The sequence below is a fragment of the Ectobacillus sp. JY-23 genome, assembly GCF_023022965.1.
Taxonomy (GTDB): Bacteria; Bacillota; Bacilli; order Bacillales; family Bacillaceae_G; genus Ectobacillus.
Genome location: NZ_CP095462.1, coordinates 117,533 through 134,053, shown reverse-complemented (window position 1 = coordinate 134,053; position 16,521 = coordinate 117,533). Strand labels below are relative to the sequence as shown.

Annotated in this window: 16 protein-coding genes; all 16 read right to left on the bottom strand. The window is 38.2% G+C overall.

What is annotated here, in order from left to right; genetic code table 11:
* Positions 1-14 precede the first annotated feature (14 nt).
* The gene (locus MUG87_RS00685; RefSeq protein WP_247084600.1) at positions 15-1,037 is read right to left on the bottom strand and encodes a glycosyltransferase family 2 protein; all 1,023 of its coding nucleotides are present in this window, start codon (positions 1,035-1,037) and stop codon (positions 15-17) included.
* Entirely contained in the window at positions 1,030-2,265 is a 1,236-nt protein-coding gene (locus MUG87_RS00680) for a glycosyltransferase (RefSeq protein WP_247084598.1), read from the bottom strand. Before MUG87_RS00680 ends, MUG87_RS00685 begins: the two co-directional genes overlap by 8 nt.
* A 13-nt stretch (positions 2,266-2,278) precedes the next feature.
* On the bottom strand, positions 2,279-2,890 hold the full coding sequence (locus MUG87_RS00675) for an acyltransferase (RefSeq protein ID WP_247084596.1): 612 nt from the start codon (positions 2,888-2,890) through the stop codon (positions 2,279-2,281).
* On the bottom strand, positions 2,890-3,618 hold the full coding sequence (locus MUG87_RS00670) for a glycosyltransferase family 32 protein (protein WP_247084594.1): 729 nt from the start codon (positions 3,616-3,618) through the stop codon (positions 2,890-2,892). The genes MUG87_RS00675 and MUG87_RS00670 overlap by 1 nt, the downstream gene beginning before the upstream one ends.
* A gap of 27 nt (positions 3,619-3,645) precedes the next feature.
* A complete protein-coding gene (locus tag MUG87_RS00665; RefSeq protein ID WP_247084592.1) occupies positions 3,646-4,713 on the bottom strand; it encodes an EpsG family protein in 1,068 nt (355 codons plus the stop codon).
* Between the two features lie 25 nt (positions 4,714-4,738).
* Positions 4,739-5,641 (bottom strand): glycosyltransferase family 2 protein, encoded by a 903-nt coding sequence (locus MUG87_RS00660; RefSeq protein WP_247084590.1) that lies wholly within the window; start codon positions 5,639-5,641, stop codon positions 4,739-4,741.
* A gap of 22 nt (positions 5,642-5,663) precedes the next feature.
* The gene (locus tag MUG87_RS00655) at positions 5,664-6,767 is read right to left on the bottom strand and encodes a glycosyltransferase family 1 protein (RefSeq protein ID WP_124562907.1); all 1,104 of its coding nucleotides are present in this window, start codon (positions 6,765-6,767) and stop codon (positions 5,664-5,666) included.
* Positions 6,768-6,778: 11 nt separating this feature from the next.
* Positions 6,779-7,795, bottom strand: a complete 1,017-nt coding sequence (locus MUG87_RS00650; RefSeq protein ID WP_247084588.1) for a glycosyltransferase — start codon at positions 7,793-7,795, stop codon at positions 6,779-6,781.
* 13 nt (positions 7,796-7,808) lie between these two features.
* The gene (locus MUG87_RS00645; RefSeq protein WP_247084586.1) at positions 7,809-8,969 is read right to left on the bottom strand and encodes a glycosyltransferase family 4 protein; all 1,161 of its coding nucleotides are present in this window, start codon (positions 8,967-8,969) and stop codon (positions 7,809-7,811) included.
* A 38-nt stretch (positions 8,970-9,007) separates the two neighbouring features.
* A complete protein-coding gene (locus MUG87_RS00640; RefSeq protein WP_247084583.1) occupies positions 9,008-10,822 on the bottom strand; it encodes a polysaccharide biosynthesis protein in 1,815 nt (604 codons plus the stop codon).
* Positions 10,823-11,152: 330 nt separating this feature from the next.
* Positions 11,153-11,776 (bottom strand): CpsD/CapB family tyrosine-protein kinase, encoded by a 624-nt coding sequence (locus tag MUG87_RS00635; RefSeq protein WP_247084581.1) that lies wholly within the window; start codon positions 11,774-11,776, stop codon positions 11,153-11,155.
* Positions 11,766-12,464 (bottom strand): YveK family protein, encoded by a 699-nt coding sequence (locus MUG87_RS00630; protein WP_247084579.1) that lies wholly within the window; start codon positions 12,462-12,464, stop codon positions 11,766-11,768. The genes MUG87_RS00635 and MUG87_RS00630 overlap by 11 nt, the downstream gene beginning before the upstream one ends.
* Before the next feature lie 306 nt (positions 12,465-12,770).
* A complete protein-coding gene (locus MUG87_RS00625) occupies positions 12,771-13,739 on the bottom strand; it encodes a sugar phosphate isomerase/epimerase family protein (protein WP_247084577.1) in 969 nt (322 codons plus the stop codon).
* Positions 13,740-13,753: 14 nt separating this feature from the next.
* Positions 13,754-14,770 (bottom strand): Gfo/Idh/MocA family protein, encoded by a 1,017-nt coding sequence (locus MUG87_RS00620; RefSeq protein ID WP_247084575.1) that lies wholly within the window; start codon positions 14,768-14,770, stop codon positions 13,754-13,756.
* Positions 14,767-15,789, bottom strand: a complete 1,023-nt coding sequence (locus MUG87_RS00615) for a Gfo/Idh/MocA family protein (RefSeq protein ID WP_247087832.1) — start codon at positions 15,787-15,789, stop codon at positions 14,767-14,769. Before MUG87_RS00615 ends, MUG87_RS00620 begins: the two co-directional genes overlap by 4 nt.
* Before the next feature lie 20 nt (positions 15,790-15,809).
* Positions 15,810-16,520, bottom strand: coding sequence for a ThuA domain-containing protein (locus tag MUG87_RS00610; RefSeq protein WP_247084573.1), 711 nt, complete (start codon positions 16,518-16,520; stop codon positions 15,810-15,812).
* Between the last annotated feature and the right edge of the window lies 1 nt (position 16,521).

Genomic DNA, 16,521 nt, shown 5'->3' with positions numbered 1-16,521 from the left:
CTTTTCCTCCGGATCTATTTATTTCTATATCTACTATAGGCTGTAAGAACATATAAACCTAGTACAAGTTTCTTTCGTATCATTTGCAACAATAACTGCTCATATTTAGAGGATTGTTTACTCTCATGTCTTTTATATATAACAAGTGCTTTTATAACTTCTTCGTTATTAATCATCTTTGAAACGTATGAATATCGTCTCAAAAAACTCATATCTTTTGTTGGCGTAAAGTATATATGTGTATAAGATATTACGCTCCTAATTAATTTATTAGCCTTTAACTCCTCTACTCTCTTATCCTCGCCTACTATAACATTATCATGATTATGTAAATATACTTCTAAAGCATTTTTAAAATAATCTTTTTGACTAATATTCCTTGTGGCACTTCCTTGTACTTCACGATAGTAATAGTAAGACTTTTGTACATATATTAATGATTTAGCCTTACTAAAGAAACGAAGATTAAACATTCCATCTTCACCTAAATCAATTCCGACTGGAAAACATATTTTATACTCTTCAATAACATTACGTTTATAGAGTTTATTCCAGACTTGATTTAAATCTTCATACTGCAATAAATAGGGGAGAATTTCCTTCTTTATAACACTCGCGTCAAGACATTTTTCCTGTTGAAATGGGTACGTTGTAATGACTGTACGACCTTCTATTTTGCTCTCAAAGTCCGACAAAACAGAATCACAATCACAATACTTTGCCTGCCTGTATAGTTTTGCAAACATATCCTTCTTTACATAATCATCAGCATCAACAAACCCAATATATTCCCCAGTAGCTACATTCATTCCGTTGTTTCGCGCAACACTTACACCTTGATTTTCTTGATTCAGTAAAATAATACGCTTATCAATAGCTTGATAACTTTCAATGATTTGCTTACTATTATCCCGCGAACCGTCATTTACAAATATAAATTCGCATTCAGACAAGGTTTGCTGTAGTAAGGATTCAATACATTCATTCAAATATATAGCAGAATTATAGACAGGTATAATTACACTCACTTTAGCCATATTGCACCTCCCTGCGTGTCAAAGATGATCGATTCATCATGTCATACAGCTTATTTAACTCATAGCTGTTACTGTAATCTCTACTCGTTACATAACGACTTAGCTTCTCACGTAACTCACTTTGTAAATATAAACCTTCAATTGCTTCAGCAAGTGCTCCAACACTTCCTTGGCATATAATTCCTTCCAGTTGATGCTCTAGCTGACTGTTAGCTGTAGGGTAATTTGTAATGAGAATAGGTTTGCCTAATATTTTAGCTTCCGTCACAGTTACAGCTTTTCCTTCATATCTAGATGGCTGGACGTAAAGATCACATGCTTGTATGTATGGATATGGATTTAATTGCTTCCCAAGAAGAACAAAAGAATTCTCTAAGTTAGTACCATGAATCAATTGACGTAATGCTTTTTCTTCACCACCATAGCCAACAACATACCATTTGATATTCGTATAACCTTTATTATGAAGCAATCTCAGTGCTTGAATAGCGTTATCAAATCCCTTAGCATGAGAAAGCCTCCCAACAGATACTAAATAAAAATCCCCATTCTTTTGAAGCGGTAGCTCAACGTCCTCACAGGACATATCCTTTATAAATTGAGGAGAGGTGATATTCTCTATCACCATTACCTGTTCTATTAGCTCAGGGTACGCAGTTAAAAAGGCATTTTTACATTCTTCTGAAACCGCAACAATACAATCAAACTTTGACCACATTTCCAAGTCAATAGCGCGTTGTACTTCTAAAGTGCTGTAATCGGTATGAATCCAAGCAATTTTCTTTTTCGCCTGTACTTTACTTGCTACAATATCATGGGGCCAAGCATAACTAATTGCAACATCGTATTCTTTTTGAAAATATGGAAGAACCCTCATCGCATATTTTGATACCAGCTGCATTTCAATATAGCCTGATCCCTCATGAAATCCATATTTATGTGCCATCTTATTACCTATCAACTTACTTATTACTCTAATAGCAGGTATAATCAAATAACCATCCTGAATACTTTGCTTAATAGACTTCCGAAATGTTGTGTATGCCTTAACTTCTGGCAATATATTCACTTGTGCCGGAATCAATTTCATAAATTCTCCAACATGGTGACAAATAAACAGATCAACCTCGTATTGGTCATAATCAAATGTGTTTAACATATTAATAAGACTGCGTTCAGCCCCGCCAATCTCCATATCATACATGGTAATTAGGATCCTTTTCTTCATCGCATCTCCCTTATTAGCTACTCTTTTCAGCATAATCAATGTATATACTTTCCCGTTTATTTACAAATAATGTATGAGGTGGCACATTGCCTTTTACTACACTTCCTGCAGCTATTACTGCGTGATCACCGATAACTGTATCTCTTAAAATCACAACATTAGAGCCAATCCACACATGATTACCTATTTTCACTTCACCTTTCAGTAAATGTTCAGTTGAAGAAGCTTTATAATTATGGTCATGGTCATTAATCGATACATTCGGAGCTATTTTTGTATACTTACCAATAGAAACTTTATGAATGCAATTGATATTACAATTATCATTAATGAACGTTTTTTCTCCTATTTCCAGCACTCCTTGACCATCAATACGGATACTAACGTTTTTTCTCATGAACACAAATTTCCCGATTGTAATACCAGCCTTTTTATTAAACACCTCCAGTTTGCTATTTGATTGCAGGAAAAATATAGAAGACCTTATATTTTGGAAATATAAGATCTTAAAAAAAGTACCCCGCATGGCTGCAACAACATATGATATATTCATTAATACCGCAAAATATAATCCTCTATTTTTTATTTCACTATTTAATGTACGAAATACCTTTTTTAGGATCATTACAATCGCTCCCTTAATTTAGCGATATTGTCTCCGCCTATCCATTTTGCCAGCACCTTCTTCATATTCCCCTTAATTCGAACTGTAAAAGGTAGCCAGCTCTTATAGAAATGATGCATTGCATATGTGTTTTCTGTCATAAATGTACGACAATTTATGTAATCATACGGGGAAAAGAATGTCTGTGGATAAAAAACACCGATTTTGTCTATTTCTTGGTATGTCCCATCCAAGCGTAACCCCTGTTTTTTTAAGATGTCACTCACGATAGCTACATTAGTAAGTTCATTATGACTTCCATCCTCTTTTAAGAACATCTTACTATTATATGAATCTAAAAATCTTTTGATAAGAACATTTCCTTTTGCTGCACCAATTGTGCTTGTCGCAATATAATTTGCTTGCTCAAACCCCCAAAAGGAATCGTGTATCAGAAATTGATCTAATGACTGGAATACCTCCACATCCGTATCGAGATAAATTCCACCGTATTTATACAACGCATAAACTCTCACATAGTCACTTACAAAAGCAAATTTCCCACACTCATATGCTTGTTGCACATACGGGTTACATGTCACATCAAAGTTATCTTCGTTCCATTCCATGATTTTATAATCTTGTAAAACAGAATGCCAAGAAGCTATACACTTTTTTACTATTTCAGGTTTTTCACCAAGCCCGAACCAACAATAATGTATTACCTTCGGAATTTTGTTATCCTCCACCGCTTCTCCTCCAAAATATATACTTTATTATAACGAGAAAAAATTACTCTCATATACAATTCGCAATGAAATCACTTGCTCAAAAAAGTGATACAGGAAATAAAACAATAGGATGCAGTAGTAAACTAACCTTTGGTTATTTACTGTAAATAGTTTAATAACCCATGATACTAAAATTAATTGGTACAAACCAAAATAAATCGTAAATCGAGCGAAAATCCAATTTTGCGTTGCGACAACCATGAACATAAAACCTATAAGAGCCATATTTACAATATAATCACTTTTAGGAAATAATTCTCTTAACTTTTCTCTCCCTAAGAAAACAATCAGTAATGGGACTGCATCTACCATCACCCTAACAATGTTAGCGCCACCTTCATTAAAGTTGCCGTATTCTCCATATTGTGTATCTCCTATTAAGGAGAAAAACAAACCTGAAAATTGATTAAATCCTATTACGATTAGCAAAGCGACCGATAACAAAAGAAATGTCATCTTAGTCCATGCTTTCGTACGAACAATAAAGTAAATGGGTATTAAAACTAGTGCACTCTGATGAATTGTAGAAGCAAACAGTATTACTAAAATGTATTTCTTCCAATTACCACTCAAGAGGTACTTTGTTGCAGCAAAAATAATAGCTGCTGCCAAAAACTGTCGTATACCGTTCATAGAAACTGTAAACAATCCACTAGTAATATACACATATAGACTAAGCTCCAGCATTCTAGAGTATTTATAAAATGTCATAACAATTAAAACATTTGTAATTAGAGCTGTGGTAAAAAGAAGAATTTGTGGATCTTTAGATATCTGTTGCAACAACATTTGCAACAAACCAAACCCCATATCTTTATTTGCTATGATATGTTCCCATGTAAACTCTGTATGTTCATATGTATGCATATAAAAAAAAGTATCACCAATGTTATTTCGTAAACCGGACACCAATACTAATGAAGACAAGGCAAATAATGAAAGTAGAATGTTTGGTTTAACAACATTGTGACCTACAAGTGCTGGTGCAGAAAAGTATCTGGCTAGGGAGGCAAACACGAACACAACTATTAAATTTAACCAAAGCATTGTCAATATAAAAACCTCCCTTCTTACTTTATTACGCCTTTTTCATAACCGTTTTTCGACTTGTATTTTGAATATATATGTATAATAATAAACCAATAGGTGTTGCTAGTACTGTACATACTTTACAAGGCGATTCTAATAAAAAGCGATAATTTTTACTAATTAAACTACTAGAGACATAGTGCGCACATTCTCGTAATCTATCTTTCCAGGTCGGTGCATACTGCATAGCCACTTTTCGAAAAAAGGAAAAGCCACGCGGATTCTTTTTATATTGATTAATAATATTCATGCTAGATCCATCTTCTAAATATTCTACATGACACAGTACTTCATTCATCAGTAATAAAGTATATTGCTGGTCAATTAAAATATATTTGTAACTAAGCGGACAGTATTTTTCGTTTTCAAATACGGGATACGGTGGTATTTGCTTTGTAATATCCGACCTGTAGACGAGTTTTTTGTCGCCCTTAACTCCATGAATGCTATATAGTCCCGATAAAGTAAAAGCCTTTATTTGATCGGGTAATTTTGTACCTATAATTCTTCCATCAGGCGTTGCATCTAAACCTACAATTCCTGCGTACCTGTCACTCTTATTACTTTCCCAAAAATAAACAATTTTTTCAACCGCATCATCTGGCATGTAGTCATCGGAGTCTATACAGACATTTAACTCTGTATCTATTAGTTGATAAGCTGTATTATGTGCACCATGCATGCCTTGATTTTCCTGGTAATGATATACAATAGGAATATGATTTTCATCTATCCACTTTTGTACTACACCCTTTGTATTGTCCGTAGAACCATCATCTATAATTAGCCATATAAAATCCTTACTTGTCTGACGCTTCAAACTTTCGTAGCATAGGTGTAATGTATAAGCTCGATTAAATGCAGGTGTAAAAACAGTTAATGTTGGCTTCATATATTCATTCCTCCATGTAAGTTTAACGTGAACTGTAATGACTTACATAATAGTCTGAGAGCCATTGAGACATGGTCGTTGTATCATATCCTGTCTCTTTCAAAGTACGAGCCGTCTCAAAACGATGTACAGGCATCGATAAAATATGTTGCGCCCATTTATCAGCACTCTCTTTTAAACTTTTGAATTGTACAATCCCGGTTACATTACTTTCTGTTGTAATATTATTTGAAACCACGCAAGGCAATCCCGCTGCCTGTGCTTCCACTAAAACAACCGGTAATCCCTCAAATAGTGAAGGAAACAGAAATAAATCAAACCCTTGTAAAAGATTTGCAATATCTTCTCGTACACCTAAAAACCTGACATGTTCTTCTAGACCCAAATTCCGTACCTTCTCCTGTATAGAGGGGCGTAACTCTCCGTCTCCAATCAACACAAGTAACACATTTTCATTTTTTTTATGTATAGCAGCAAAAATATCAATTAAAAATTCATGATTCTTCTGTCGATTGAATCTTCCCACATGGCCAATTACAAACTTTTCTTCTGCTTGTAATTCTGAGCGAATCTCTTCTCTTTTTAATGGATTATAACTAAATTGTGCTACATCAACGGCATTATTTAGTACTTGAATATGGGACACATGTTTCCCAAACAACCATGTACCGGCACGTTCTGAACAGGCGAAATATTGATTTGGTGCGCCTTTCATTACCATTCTTGCATATAAACGAAACGGAAGCTTGATATCAAACCCAAGATCACTCAAATGACTATGAGCAATACGACACTTAACACCGGCACGCTTTGCTGCTCGTAACACAAAACTACTATTCTCATTGTTATGAGCATGTACAATTTCATACTCGGTATGCTCTTTAAAAAATTCAGCTAACATTCGAAAATATTTACGATAATTACCAGGTTTGATAGCAGGCATACGATAAATTCTTCCGCCAAGACTTGTAATTTCTCTATCGTAATGCCCCTCTTCCGAACGATGAACCATAAAATCAAATTGAATTTTTCTACGATCTACTTTTCGATAGTAATTCATTAGCATCGTCTCCAATCCACCGCGGTTCATCACGGTTACCACTTGGAGAATTCGAATTGGCTTCAATTGTCTCACTCCTATCGTACTCTTATTCTGAGCCATTCAATCGTAATTAACATGGTGTAAAAGACTACGGAGAGTCTGTATTTCGCGCATCCATAAAAAAACTTCCAAATGATAGGAAGATAGCTTGTATCCAATTGTTTAAACGAACGCTGAATACGCGAATTTCGTAAGATGGCCCTAACTTCTAATAGTTTCTTTAAGGCTGTGGCCTTATTTGTTTTACTTATTGTATTTAACCCCAATCCTAAAACATTTAAACTAATACGATTGTCTAATGCTTGATAATACTTTTCTTCCATGTTATGAGATTTTAAAATATCTTCCATCTTATCAAACAGTACAAACCAACGCTCAATCAACTTTGGCTTGTAGCCACTTGTGACAGATGTCTCATTTCCTTTCCAATAATGATAAAACGGAGTATTAATGAAAACAAATGTTTCGGCATTACAACTTACTTGTAAGTTGAATAACGTGTCTTCATTAGTTCCTATAATTTCCAAATCAGTAAATAAAACCCTTCCGCTCTTAATGCAGTTTGCTCGATACAACTTATTCCAAATAGTTCCCCAGGCATCTATCATGTCAGGTTGTCCTATTTCTTGATGTATAGGTCCAATCAATCTCCTCACAACATGCTGTTTTACTTCATTCCCTTGGTAAATCACAGGAGAAGGTAACCGAAAATCTTTGACTTTCGAATGTGTTTCGAATTCACGTACATATGTGCACATCACAATATCAGCATGGTGTGTAATCGCTTCACGATATAATGTTTCGTACATAGTATCGTCTACCCAATCATCGGGATCAACAAATCCAATGTACGGTGCTCGTGCTACTTGTAGTCCAGTGTTTCTAGCTGAAGAAACACCACCATTCTCTTTATCTATCACTTTTATACGTGTATCAAGTGCAGCATAGTGTTGTAAAAGTGACAAACTTCCATCAACTGATCCGTCATTTACTGCAATAATTTCAATATCTTGTAATGTCTGATTTAAGAGACTGTCCATGCATCTACTCAAGAATTTCTCCATATTATAAATAGGCACGATAATACTTACTTTCGGTTCCATTTCTTCCCTCCGTATTAAACTGATCGTAAATATCACATAGTTCGTGCTTGACGGATGAAATAGCATATTTCATGATGATTTGCTGATTTTGTTTCCCCATTTCATTTACTAGCTCTGTAGATTGACTAAGCTTATAAATATTTGTTGCGAATTTCCTTACATTTTCTTCACTTACAATATATCCATTCACTCCATCATGAACAAGCTCCAAATGCCCCCGATTCGCAGTTGCCACTACAGGCAATCCGCATGCCATCGCTTCCATGATATTGACGGGTAACCCTTCTCGAATGCTGGACGCAACTGCAATATCGCAAGCTGGTAGCACTTGATCCAAGTCGTTACGATAGCCAAGGAAGTCTACATTTTCCTCTACCCCTAGTTTCCTCGCTAGTTGTCGACATTGTTCCTGCAGTGGTCCGATACCCGCTAGTAACAGACGTATATGCGGCACATCGTTTTTTATATGCGCCAGTACTTGTATAAGGAGTTGTTGATTTTTATTACGATTGAATTCAGCCGCATAAAATAATAGAAAGTCTCTCTCTTGATAGCCAAGTTTTTCACGCAAAGCAAGTTTCCTTACAGAATCAGCTGGTTGAAACCTTGTTGTATCAACGCCTACGCCATGTACATGTACCACTTTGGAAGCATGTAAGCGTTGTGCTAAAACATAATCTTCCTGATTAATGGTAATTAAACAATCCGTATAGTGAGAGAGTATCTTTTCAATCGGATAATATAATAGCCAATGCCAAAAAGGCGCCCCTTTACAAAAGTGAAAGCCGTGTGCTGTATACAACACATTAGTTCCAAATTTACGCGTGTGTCTTGCCGCTAACCTCGCCAACATACCGCCCATTGGTGTATGTGCATGAATGATTTGAAATTCGTTTGTATGTATCACTTGATGTATTTCACGATATGCTTTTATGTTTGCCAAATGAAATGGTGAACGGTGAATTGATAGATAATACCGCTTGTCCGTATATGGTAACTCCATGTCTCCTGCTGCAGCGACATGTACTTCCCAACCGCGCTCTTGAAACCATCTCATATACGGCAAATGAAATGCTTTAAAGTGAAAATCTACAGTCGCACAAAATAGTATTTTATTTGGCATTTTTATCACCCTGTTTATATATTAGGTCTTTCTGATTTTTATCCCGTAACAGACATTTTCTGCTCGCGTTTATTTGCTAGTAAAAGTACTTGTTCACGAATTTGCTCTTGAGACAACGTATGATAGGAATGAACAATGCGATGAATTTCATCAATATAAAGATTTGACGTTTTTCCTATATAAATTTTTGGATGAATTTGTTGCTCGTGCACCTCATCGGTTTGTAAAAGCTCTTCATACAATTTTTCTCCAGGTCTCATCCCACTATATTGAATCTCAATATCTTCTAGAGAATGGCCCGATAATTTAATTAGATTTTTTGCTAAATCTACAATTTTTACAGGCTCGCCCATGTCCAACACAAAGATTTCTCCACCCTTTGCCAACGCTCCAGCTTGAATTACAAGCCTTGATGCTTCAGGGATGGTCATAAAATAGCGTTCCATGTCAGGATGGGTAACAGTAATGGGGCCACCATTTTGAATTTGCTTTTTAAATAGTGGAATAACACTTCCACGACTTCCAAGCACATTTCCAAATCGAACAGCAACAAACCTAGTGGAGCTTGTTTTATCAAGATGCTGAATTATCATTTCCGCCAACCGTTTCGTCGCCCCCATAACGCTAGTGGGATTGACTGCTTTATCGCTTGAAATCATAACGAACGTTTCTACACCGCACCAACTCGCCGCTTTAGCAACATTTGTTGTTCCAATTACATTATTTTTAATAGCTTCCTCGGGGTTTCGTTCCATCAATGGTACATGCTTATGTGCAGCTGCATGATACACAACATGCGGTTGGTGTTTACTCATGACATCTATCATCTTCTTATCATCTTGAATGTCTGCAATTTCTGTGATGAACACGATATCACTGTTTTTGTACCGTTCCTTTAATTCCATTTCAATAGAGTAAATACTATTTTCACCGTGTCCAAGCAAAACAAGTTGCTTCGGCATAAACGCTGAAATTTGCCTACATATTTCAGAGCCAATGGATCCTCCTGCACCCGTTACCAAAACTGTTTTTCCTGTAACTGATGCAGATATGCTTTGCATATCAAGTTCAATTGGATCACGACCTAATAGATCCTCTACTTGCACATCACGAAATTCATTCACGGACACTTTACCTGTTACAAGATCTTCTAGCATCGGAAGGATTTGTGTTTTCGCATTTGTTTTGCAGCATTCTTTGAAGATGACATTCAATTCTCTTTTTTGAAGAGAAGGGATAGCAATTACAATGTGCTCAATATCAAAATGTTCTACTGCCATAGCAATAGAACCGACCCCTCCCACGACCGGTACACCTAAAATGTCCAGTCCATGTTTTTTTGGATTATCATCAATAAATGCTACAGGATAAAGTGTGGCATCTTTTTGATGGAGTTGTCTTGCAATCATCGTCCCAGCCGCACCGGCACCGATAATTAACGTACGCTTTGCGCTCGTTCCCTGATTCATGTAAGTATCTCGGTACATACGCCATATAAAGCGAGACCCGCCGATAAGCATAATGTGTATCATCCAAGTAATAATGAGCAGGCGAAAATGTGTTTCATGTATAAAAACTCGTTGCATAACGGCTGTCGTTAAAATAGACAAAGTAACAGCTTTAAAAATACCTAATAGCTCACCAACACTGGCATATTCCCATGCTTTTTTATACAGCTTGTATCTGAGTGCATATACATGATGACTCATCAGCAATGTAATGGCACTAATTACAATGGGCATCGTAATGACTTGCAAACTTGCGCTTACAAGAAAATGACCGAAAAAAATAGTCCCCATAACGATTGCCGAATCCATGGTAATCAGCGCGGTCATTCTTTGTTTGTACGTCATAAAGAACTCCTTCCTAAATTTGATAAAGTTTTTGCCTGCAGCACCCTGTCTCAAGGTGTTTCAGGCAAAAACTTTATAAAATACAGGGCATCGAACCCTTCCTCACGCCACACTCTCGACGATGAACGTCTAAGGTAAAAACCCACAGCATGACCGAGTGCCCCCAGTGATAAAGGTGAGGAGACATTACCTTATGTACAAAAGTATTTACTTCCTGTCTTGTGATTTAAAACTGCAATCTTGAAGTGGTGCTATGAATGTAAATTACATTTCTGTTTACGCCCTTATGTTCTTAAATAAGAACATAAGGGCGTCGTCCACTCTTATGTATTACTTATGATTTAATACAGCACCCAATAATTTGCTATTTGCAAACCCTAAGATTCGCTGTGCTTCTTTTGCAGCTTCCGCATCTGTATTGTTACTTTTCAGGACAAGGACTACACCATCACATTGATTAGCTAATACATTTGTATCCGTTACTTCTAAAACTGGTGGTGTATCAAATATAATAAAGTCATATTGTTTACGTATAATATCAATTAATTGTTTCATTGCAGACATACCCAGATGCTCCGCTGGATTATGAATATACGGACCTGCGGGTAATATATGAAGTCCTGCAATTTCAGTTTCTTGTAGCGTTACTTCATACGCTACTTTCCCTGCCAAAATACTAGTTAATCCCGTGTTATTGTCTACTTCAAAGATTGCATGCAGTTCCGGTTTTCTTAAATCTGCATCAACCAGCAACACATTTTCTCCTTGTTGTGCCATAGATACAGCAATGTTGGCTGCTACCGTTGTTTTTCCTTCTCCGTAGCTGGGTGATGTAATAATAATTGTTTTTTCTTGCTCTGCCGAAAACTGCAAGTTCGTTCGAATTAAACGATACTGTTCAGAAATCTTGGAGTTCGGCGATGTATATGACACAAGCTGTTTATTATGAGCCAATGGATTCCCCCCTCAGTGCTTCCAGGCGCTTTTTACTATGTTTATCAGATGTGTTTTGACGAGTGTTTTTAGACACACTTCCCAATACCGGTACTCCCAACAACTTCTCAATATCTCGCTCAGATTTAATCGTGTCATCAAAGGAATCTAGCAGGAATACTAAACCAACGCTAAGTATACATCCCACTAAGAGAGCTGTAATGATAGTAGAGACATGATTTTGATTAATAGGCATTGGATACGGAGACATCTCAGCCTCAGCAAGAATTTGTACGCCGCTAAAGTTCATGATACGGGCAACTTCTTCTTTGTAAATTGCAGCTGTAGCATTCACGATATCCACTGCTCTTTCGGGATTCGCATCAACTGCGGTAATGATAACGATCTGGGATCCTTGTAAATTTTCCGTGCTAATTTGCCCGCTTAACGCACCTGGTGATTGTGGTAAGTTAAGCTCTTGTGCAACACGTTGCATTACGACCGGCTCTTTAATAATTACACGTAATGTGTTCATTGCTTCCGGTGTTGCTTGAATTAAAATTCGTGCTGAAGAAGCATACAATGGCGTTTTTAGGTAGAATGTATATATAGTACCGACCAGCCCAGCTAATAGAACAAACACGGCAACAACCATTATTCTTCTCTTGATGACAGTAAACAGACTTTTTAAGTTAATTTCTTTCTCCATGGTTTCCTCCGTTTATTATTTTTGTATGTACAAACCACCAGCGTCTCCGTGTATGTTTCCGGTCGGTTTTGTTATGGTTGTAAACAAAACTGATTTTAATAACCATAATATATTCATGTACTATAATTATTTTAGTTCTTTATAGTGAACAGGTCAATATAAATTATCAGAAAAATATGTAGTTTTATAACTACTAATGTTGTATTATAAGGGCTTATTTTGCTTTCCCATTAATTCCCCCTCTTATTTTGTTCTTAGAAAAGGCATCAATTGTATATAAAAAAGAAGACACATCTGTGCCTTCTTTTACACCCACCACATTTGAGAAGGTTGTTCTTTAATTAAAACCGCAGAAAGATTGGTTACCGCTCGCTTAAAGCCCTCTTCAATGGACATAATTGGATCTTCATGTTCAATGCTCACAACATAGTCATAGCCGTATGTGCGCAGCATGCTCATCATATCGGACCATTCTTGTAGACTATGACCGCAACCGACAGAACGGAATGTCCATGCGCGTGTTTGCACACTGCCGTACGGCTGCATATCTGTTAAACCATACATGTTGACATTGTCCTGATCAATATAGGTGTCCTTTGCATGGAAATGATGAATGGCACCTTCTTTTGCCAAAATTTTAATGGCTGCTACTGGATCAATGCCTTGCCACCATAAGTGACTTGGGTCAAGGTTAGCACCAATTGCGTCGCATGTTGCTTCACGAAGCTTAAGAAGTGTATAAGGTGTATGCACTAAAAAGCCGCCGTGCAGTTCTAAACCAATTTTTACGTTACTCTTCTTCGCAAATGCACCTACTTCTTTCCAATACGGTATTAGTTTTTCTTCCCACTGCCAGCGAAGTACATCATTGTATTCGTTCGGCCAAGCTGTTACCGGCCAATTCGGATGCTTCGCGCCCTCATGGTCGCCTGCTGTTCCTGAGAAGCAGTTGACCACCGGTACTTGTAGCAAAGAAGCTAACTCAATGGTTTTTAGTAGCGTTTCATGCGATGCTTGGGCAAAGTCTTTGTCTGGTGAAATCGGATTACCGTGACAGCTGAACGCACTGATAGTTAAACCACGTTTGTCAATTTCATGCATGTATGCTTTGCGCGCCTCTTCACTTGCAAGCAATCCATCAAGGTCGCAATGTGCACTGCCCGGATAGCAGCCCGTGCCGATTTCAACCGCCTGTAACCCTGCTGCTTGTACCGTATCCAGCATGTCTGTAAATGATTTATCGGCAAATAATACCGTGAATACTCCCAATTTCAAATGATTCTCCCCCTTTACAATTCTCCTGCACTTTCATAAATGGCATCAATGATTTGCGAAACCTGTAATGCTTCTTCCGGTTTTACAACAAGCTCTGCTTTTCCCATACAAGCTGCTAAAAAGTTAGCCGCCTGCGGTATGCTTGGATCTTCTTCTCCTGGAATCCACGCCGCTTCGCTGTTAAACAGCATACCGTGCTTAGCACCGTACCATTCAAACGGAAATACGTTGAGACCGCCCGCCGTGCCTGAAATACTGATGTGCTCCGTATCTTGCTTAATATTCGCCGCCCATGAGGTCTCGAGCAATAACGAGGCGCCATTTTCAAATGTAATGTACGCTGTTACGTGATCATCTACATCAAACGTTTCATGATTGAATGAACCCCATTGATTCACCTGTCCCGGCGTTTTGCTGAGCACATTATAAGTGCGGCCATTTACCGTCACATGCTTTGGATTACCCATTAACCAAATAGCACTGTCCAAAAGATGACAGCCATAATCAATTAAGCTACCTCCGCCCTGCAATGCTTTGTTAGTAAACACGCCCCAGCCGGGTACTTTGCGGTAGCGAAGCGCTTGTACCCGCGCCACAAGCGGTGTACCGATTTCTCCTTCTTGCATAAGCTTTTTCGCAGCCTGCAATTCTCTCATGAAGCGGTAATGATATGCAATGGCAAGTACTTTACCGCTTTTTTTAGAGGCAGCAAGCATCGCTTCACACTCTGCCGCAGACAATGCCATCGGCTTTTCACATAATACATGCACACCAGCTTCCAGCGCAGCAATGGAAATTTCCGCGTGAAATTTATTCGGCGTACAAATACATACTGCATCAACTTCCGTAAACATATCCTGGTAATTTTCAAATACGTGTGGAATGTTAAATTGTGCTGCCGCTTCTTTTGCTTGCACCCTATTCACATCGCTCAGCGCCGTCACTTGACACAAGTCAGACAGCTGTAAAAAAGCTGGGATGTGGCGCCCTTTGGCAATACCACCTACCCCGATGATACCAACTCGAATCATACTGTCACCTTCACAATTTGTTTTGTTTCATTTGACTCCAATGCAGCTAGAATAACTGCTAACGATTTCATACCCTCTTCGCCAGAAATAGCCGGCTCTTCATCGTTGAGAATCGCGCCAACAAACTTTTCAATAACAAGAGAGTTTCGCTGTCCACCAGACTCATTTGTTTGAATTTTGCCAAGCTCATATTTGACCGTTTCACCCGTCGCATACTGTACAATCAAGCCATACGTACTGTCATCTTCTATGCGAAGCAGTGCTTTTTCACCATAAATAATAGTAGAGTTATCTTCGCGGCGGTATGACCAGCTTGCCGCAAGGGTACCAATGATGCCACTCTCCGTTTTTAATACACATACTGCAGTGTCATCAACATCAGCAAATTCTTTTGCAGTCGTTTCTACAAAAGCACCCACTTCTGTAAATTCTTCACCGATTACATAACGAAGTAAATCTGTTTTATGAACACCAAGGTCTCCCATTGCACCGATAAACGCTTTTTCCTTTTGGAAGAACCAGCTCTCTTTACCATCTACGCTCCATCCCTCAGGCCCCGGATGACCAAATGCTGTGCGGAAGCTATAAATTTTACCGACTTCTCCGTTTTGAATCAGCTGACGCGCTTTTTCATGAGAAGCGACAAAACGTTGATTGTGCGCAATCATAAGCTTTTTCCCGCTCTCTTTTGCCGCAGCAATCATGGCCTGTGCCTCTTCCTTCGATGTTGCCATTGGCTTTTCACATAATACATGTATCCCTGCACGCAGTGCCGCAATGGTGATTGGTGCATGTAAGTAATTTGGTGTACAAACGCTCACTGCATCTACGTGTACAAACAGATCTTCATAATTTGTGTACGCTTGTGCACCATACTTCGCCGCAATTTCTTCAGCTCGCTCTGATACAATGTCACATACTGCTACTAACTCTACTTGCTCATTTGCCGCGTATTCCGGTAAATGACGATGCTGTGCGATGCTACCGCATCCAATAACTCCGACTTTTAATTTCATAATAAATTCCCCCTTATATGTTTTTACAGCTGTTCAAGCGGTTTTGCGTTGCCGTAAACAGGTCGATTACGTTCTGTTGGCGCCGCCCATTTGACACCATTTGTAATGACGCGCTGAATCTCTTTGTTGTGATATGTCGGATATGTTTCGTGACCAGGACGGAAGTAAAAGATTTTCCCGTTGCCGCGCTTATACGTACAGCCGCTGCGGAACACCTCGCCGCCTTGGAACCAGCTCATAAATACAAGCTCGTCAGGCGCCGGAATATCAAAATGTTCACCGTACATCTCTTCCTGTTCAAGCTCAATGTATTCATCAATTCCATCAGCAATTGGATGAGAAGGGTCAAGCACCCACAGACGCTCTTTTTCACCAGCTTCGCGCCATTTCAAATCACAACTTGTTCCCATTAATGCTTTAAAGATTTTTGAGAAGTGACCAGAGTGAAGAACAATCAATCCCATACCATCTAGTACGCGTTGTTGGACTTTTTTTACAATCTCATCAGACACCTCTTCGTGCGCGATATGTCCCCACCATACGAGTACGTCTGTAGCTGCAAGTACCTCATCTGTCAAGCCGTGTTCTGGCTCATCAAGTGTTGCTGTCCCTACTTGCATACCCTCTTCTTGTAAGAATGACGCAATAGTTGTATGAATTCCTTGTGGATATATTTCTGCTACAAGCGGATTTTTTTGTTCATGTCGATTTTCATTCCATACTGTTACACGCATA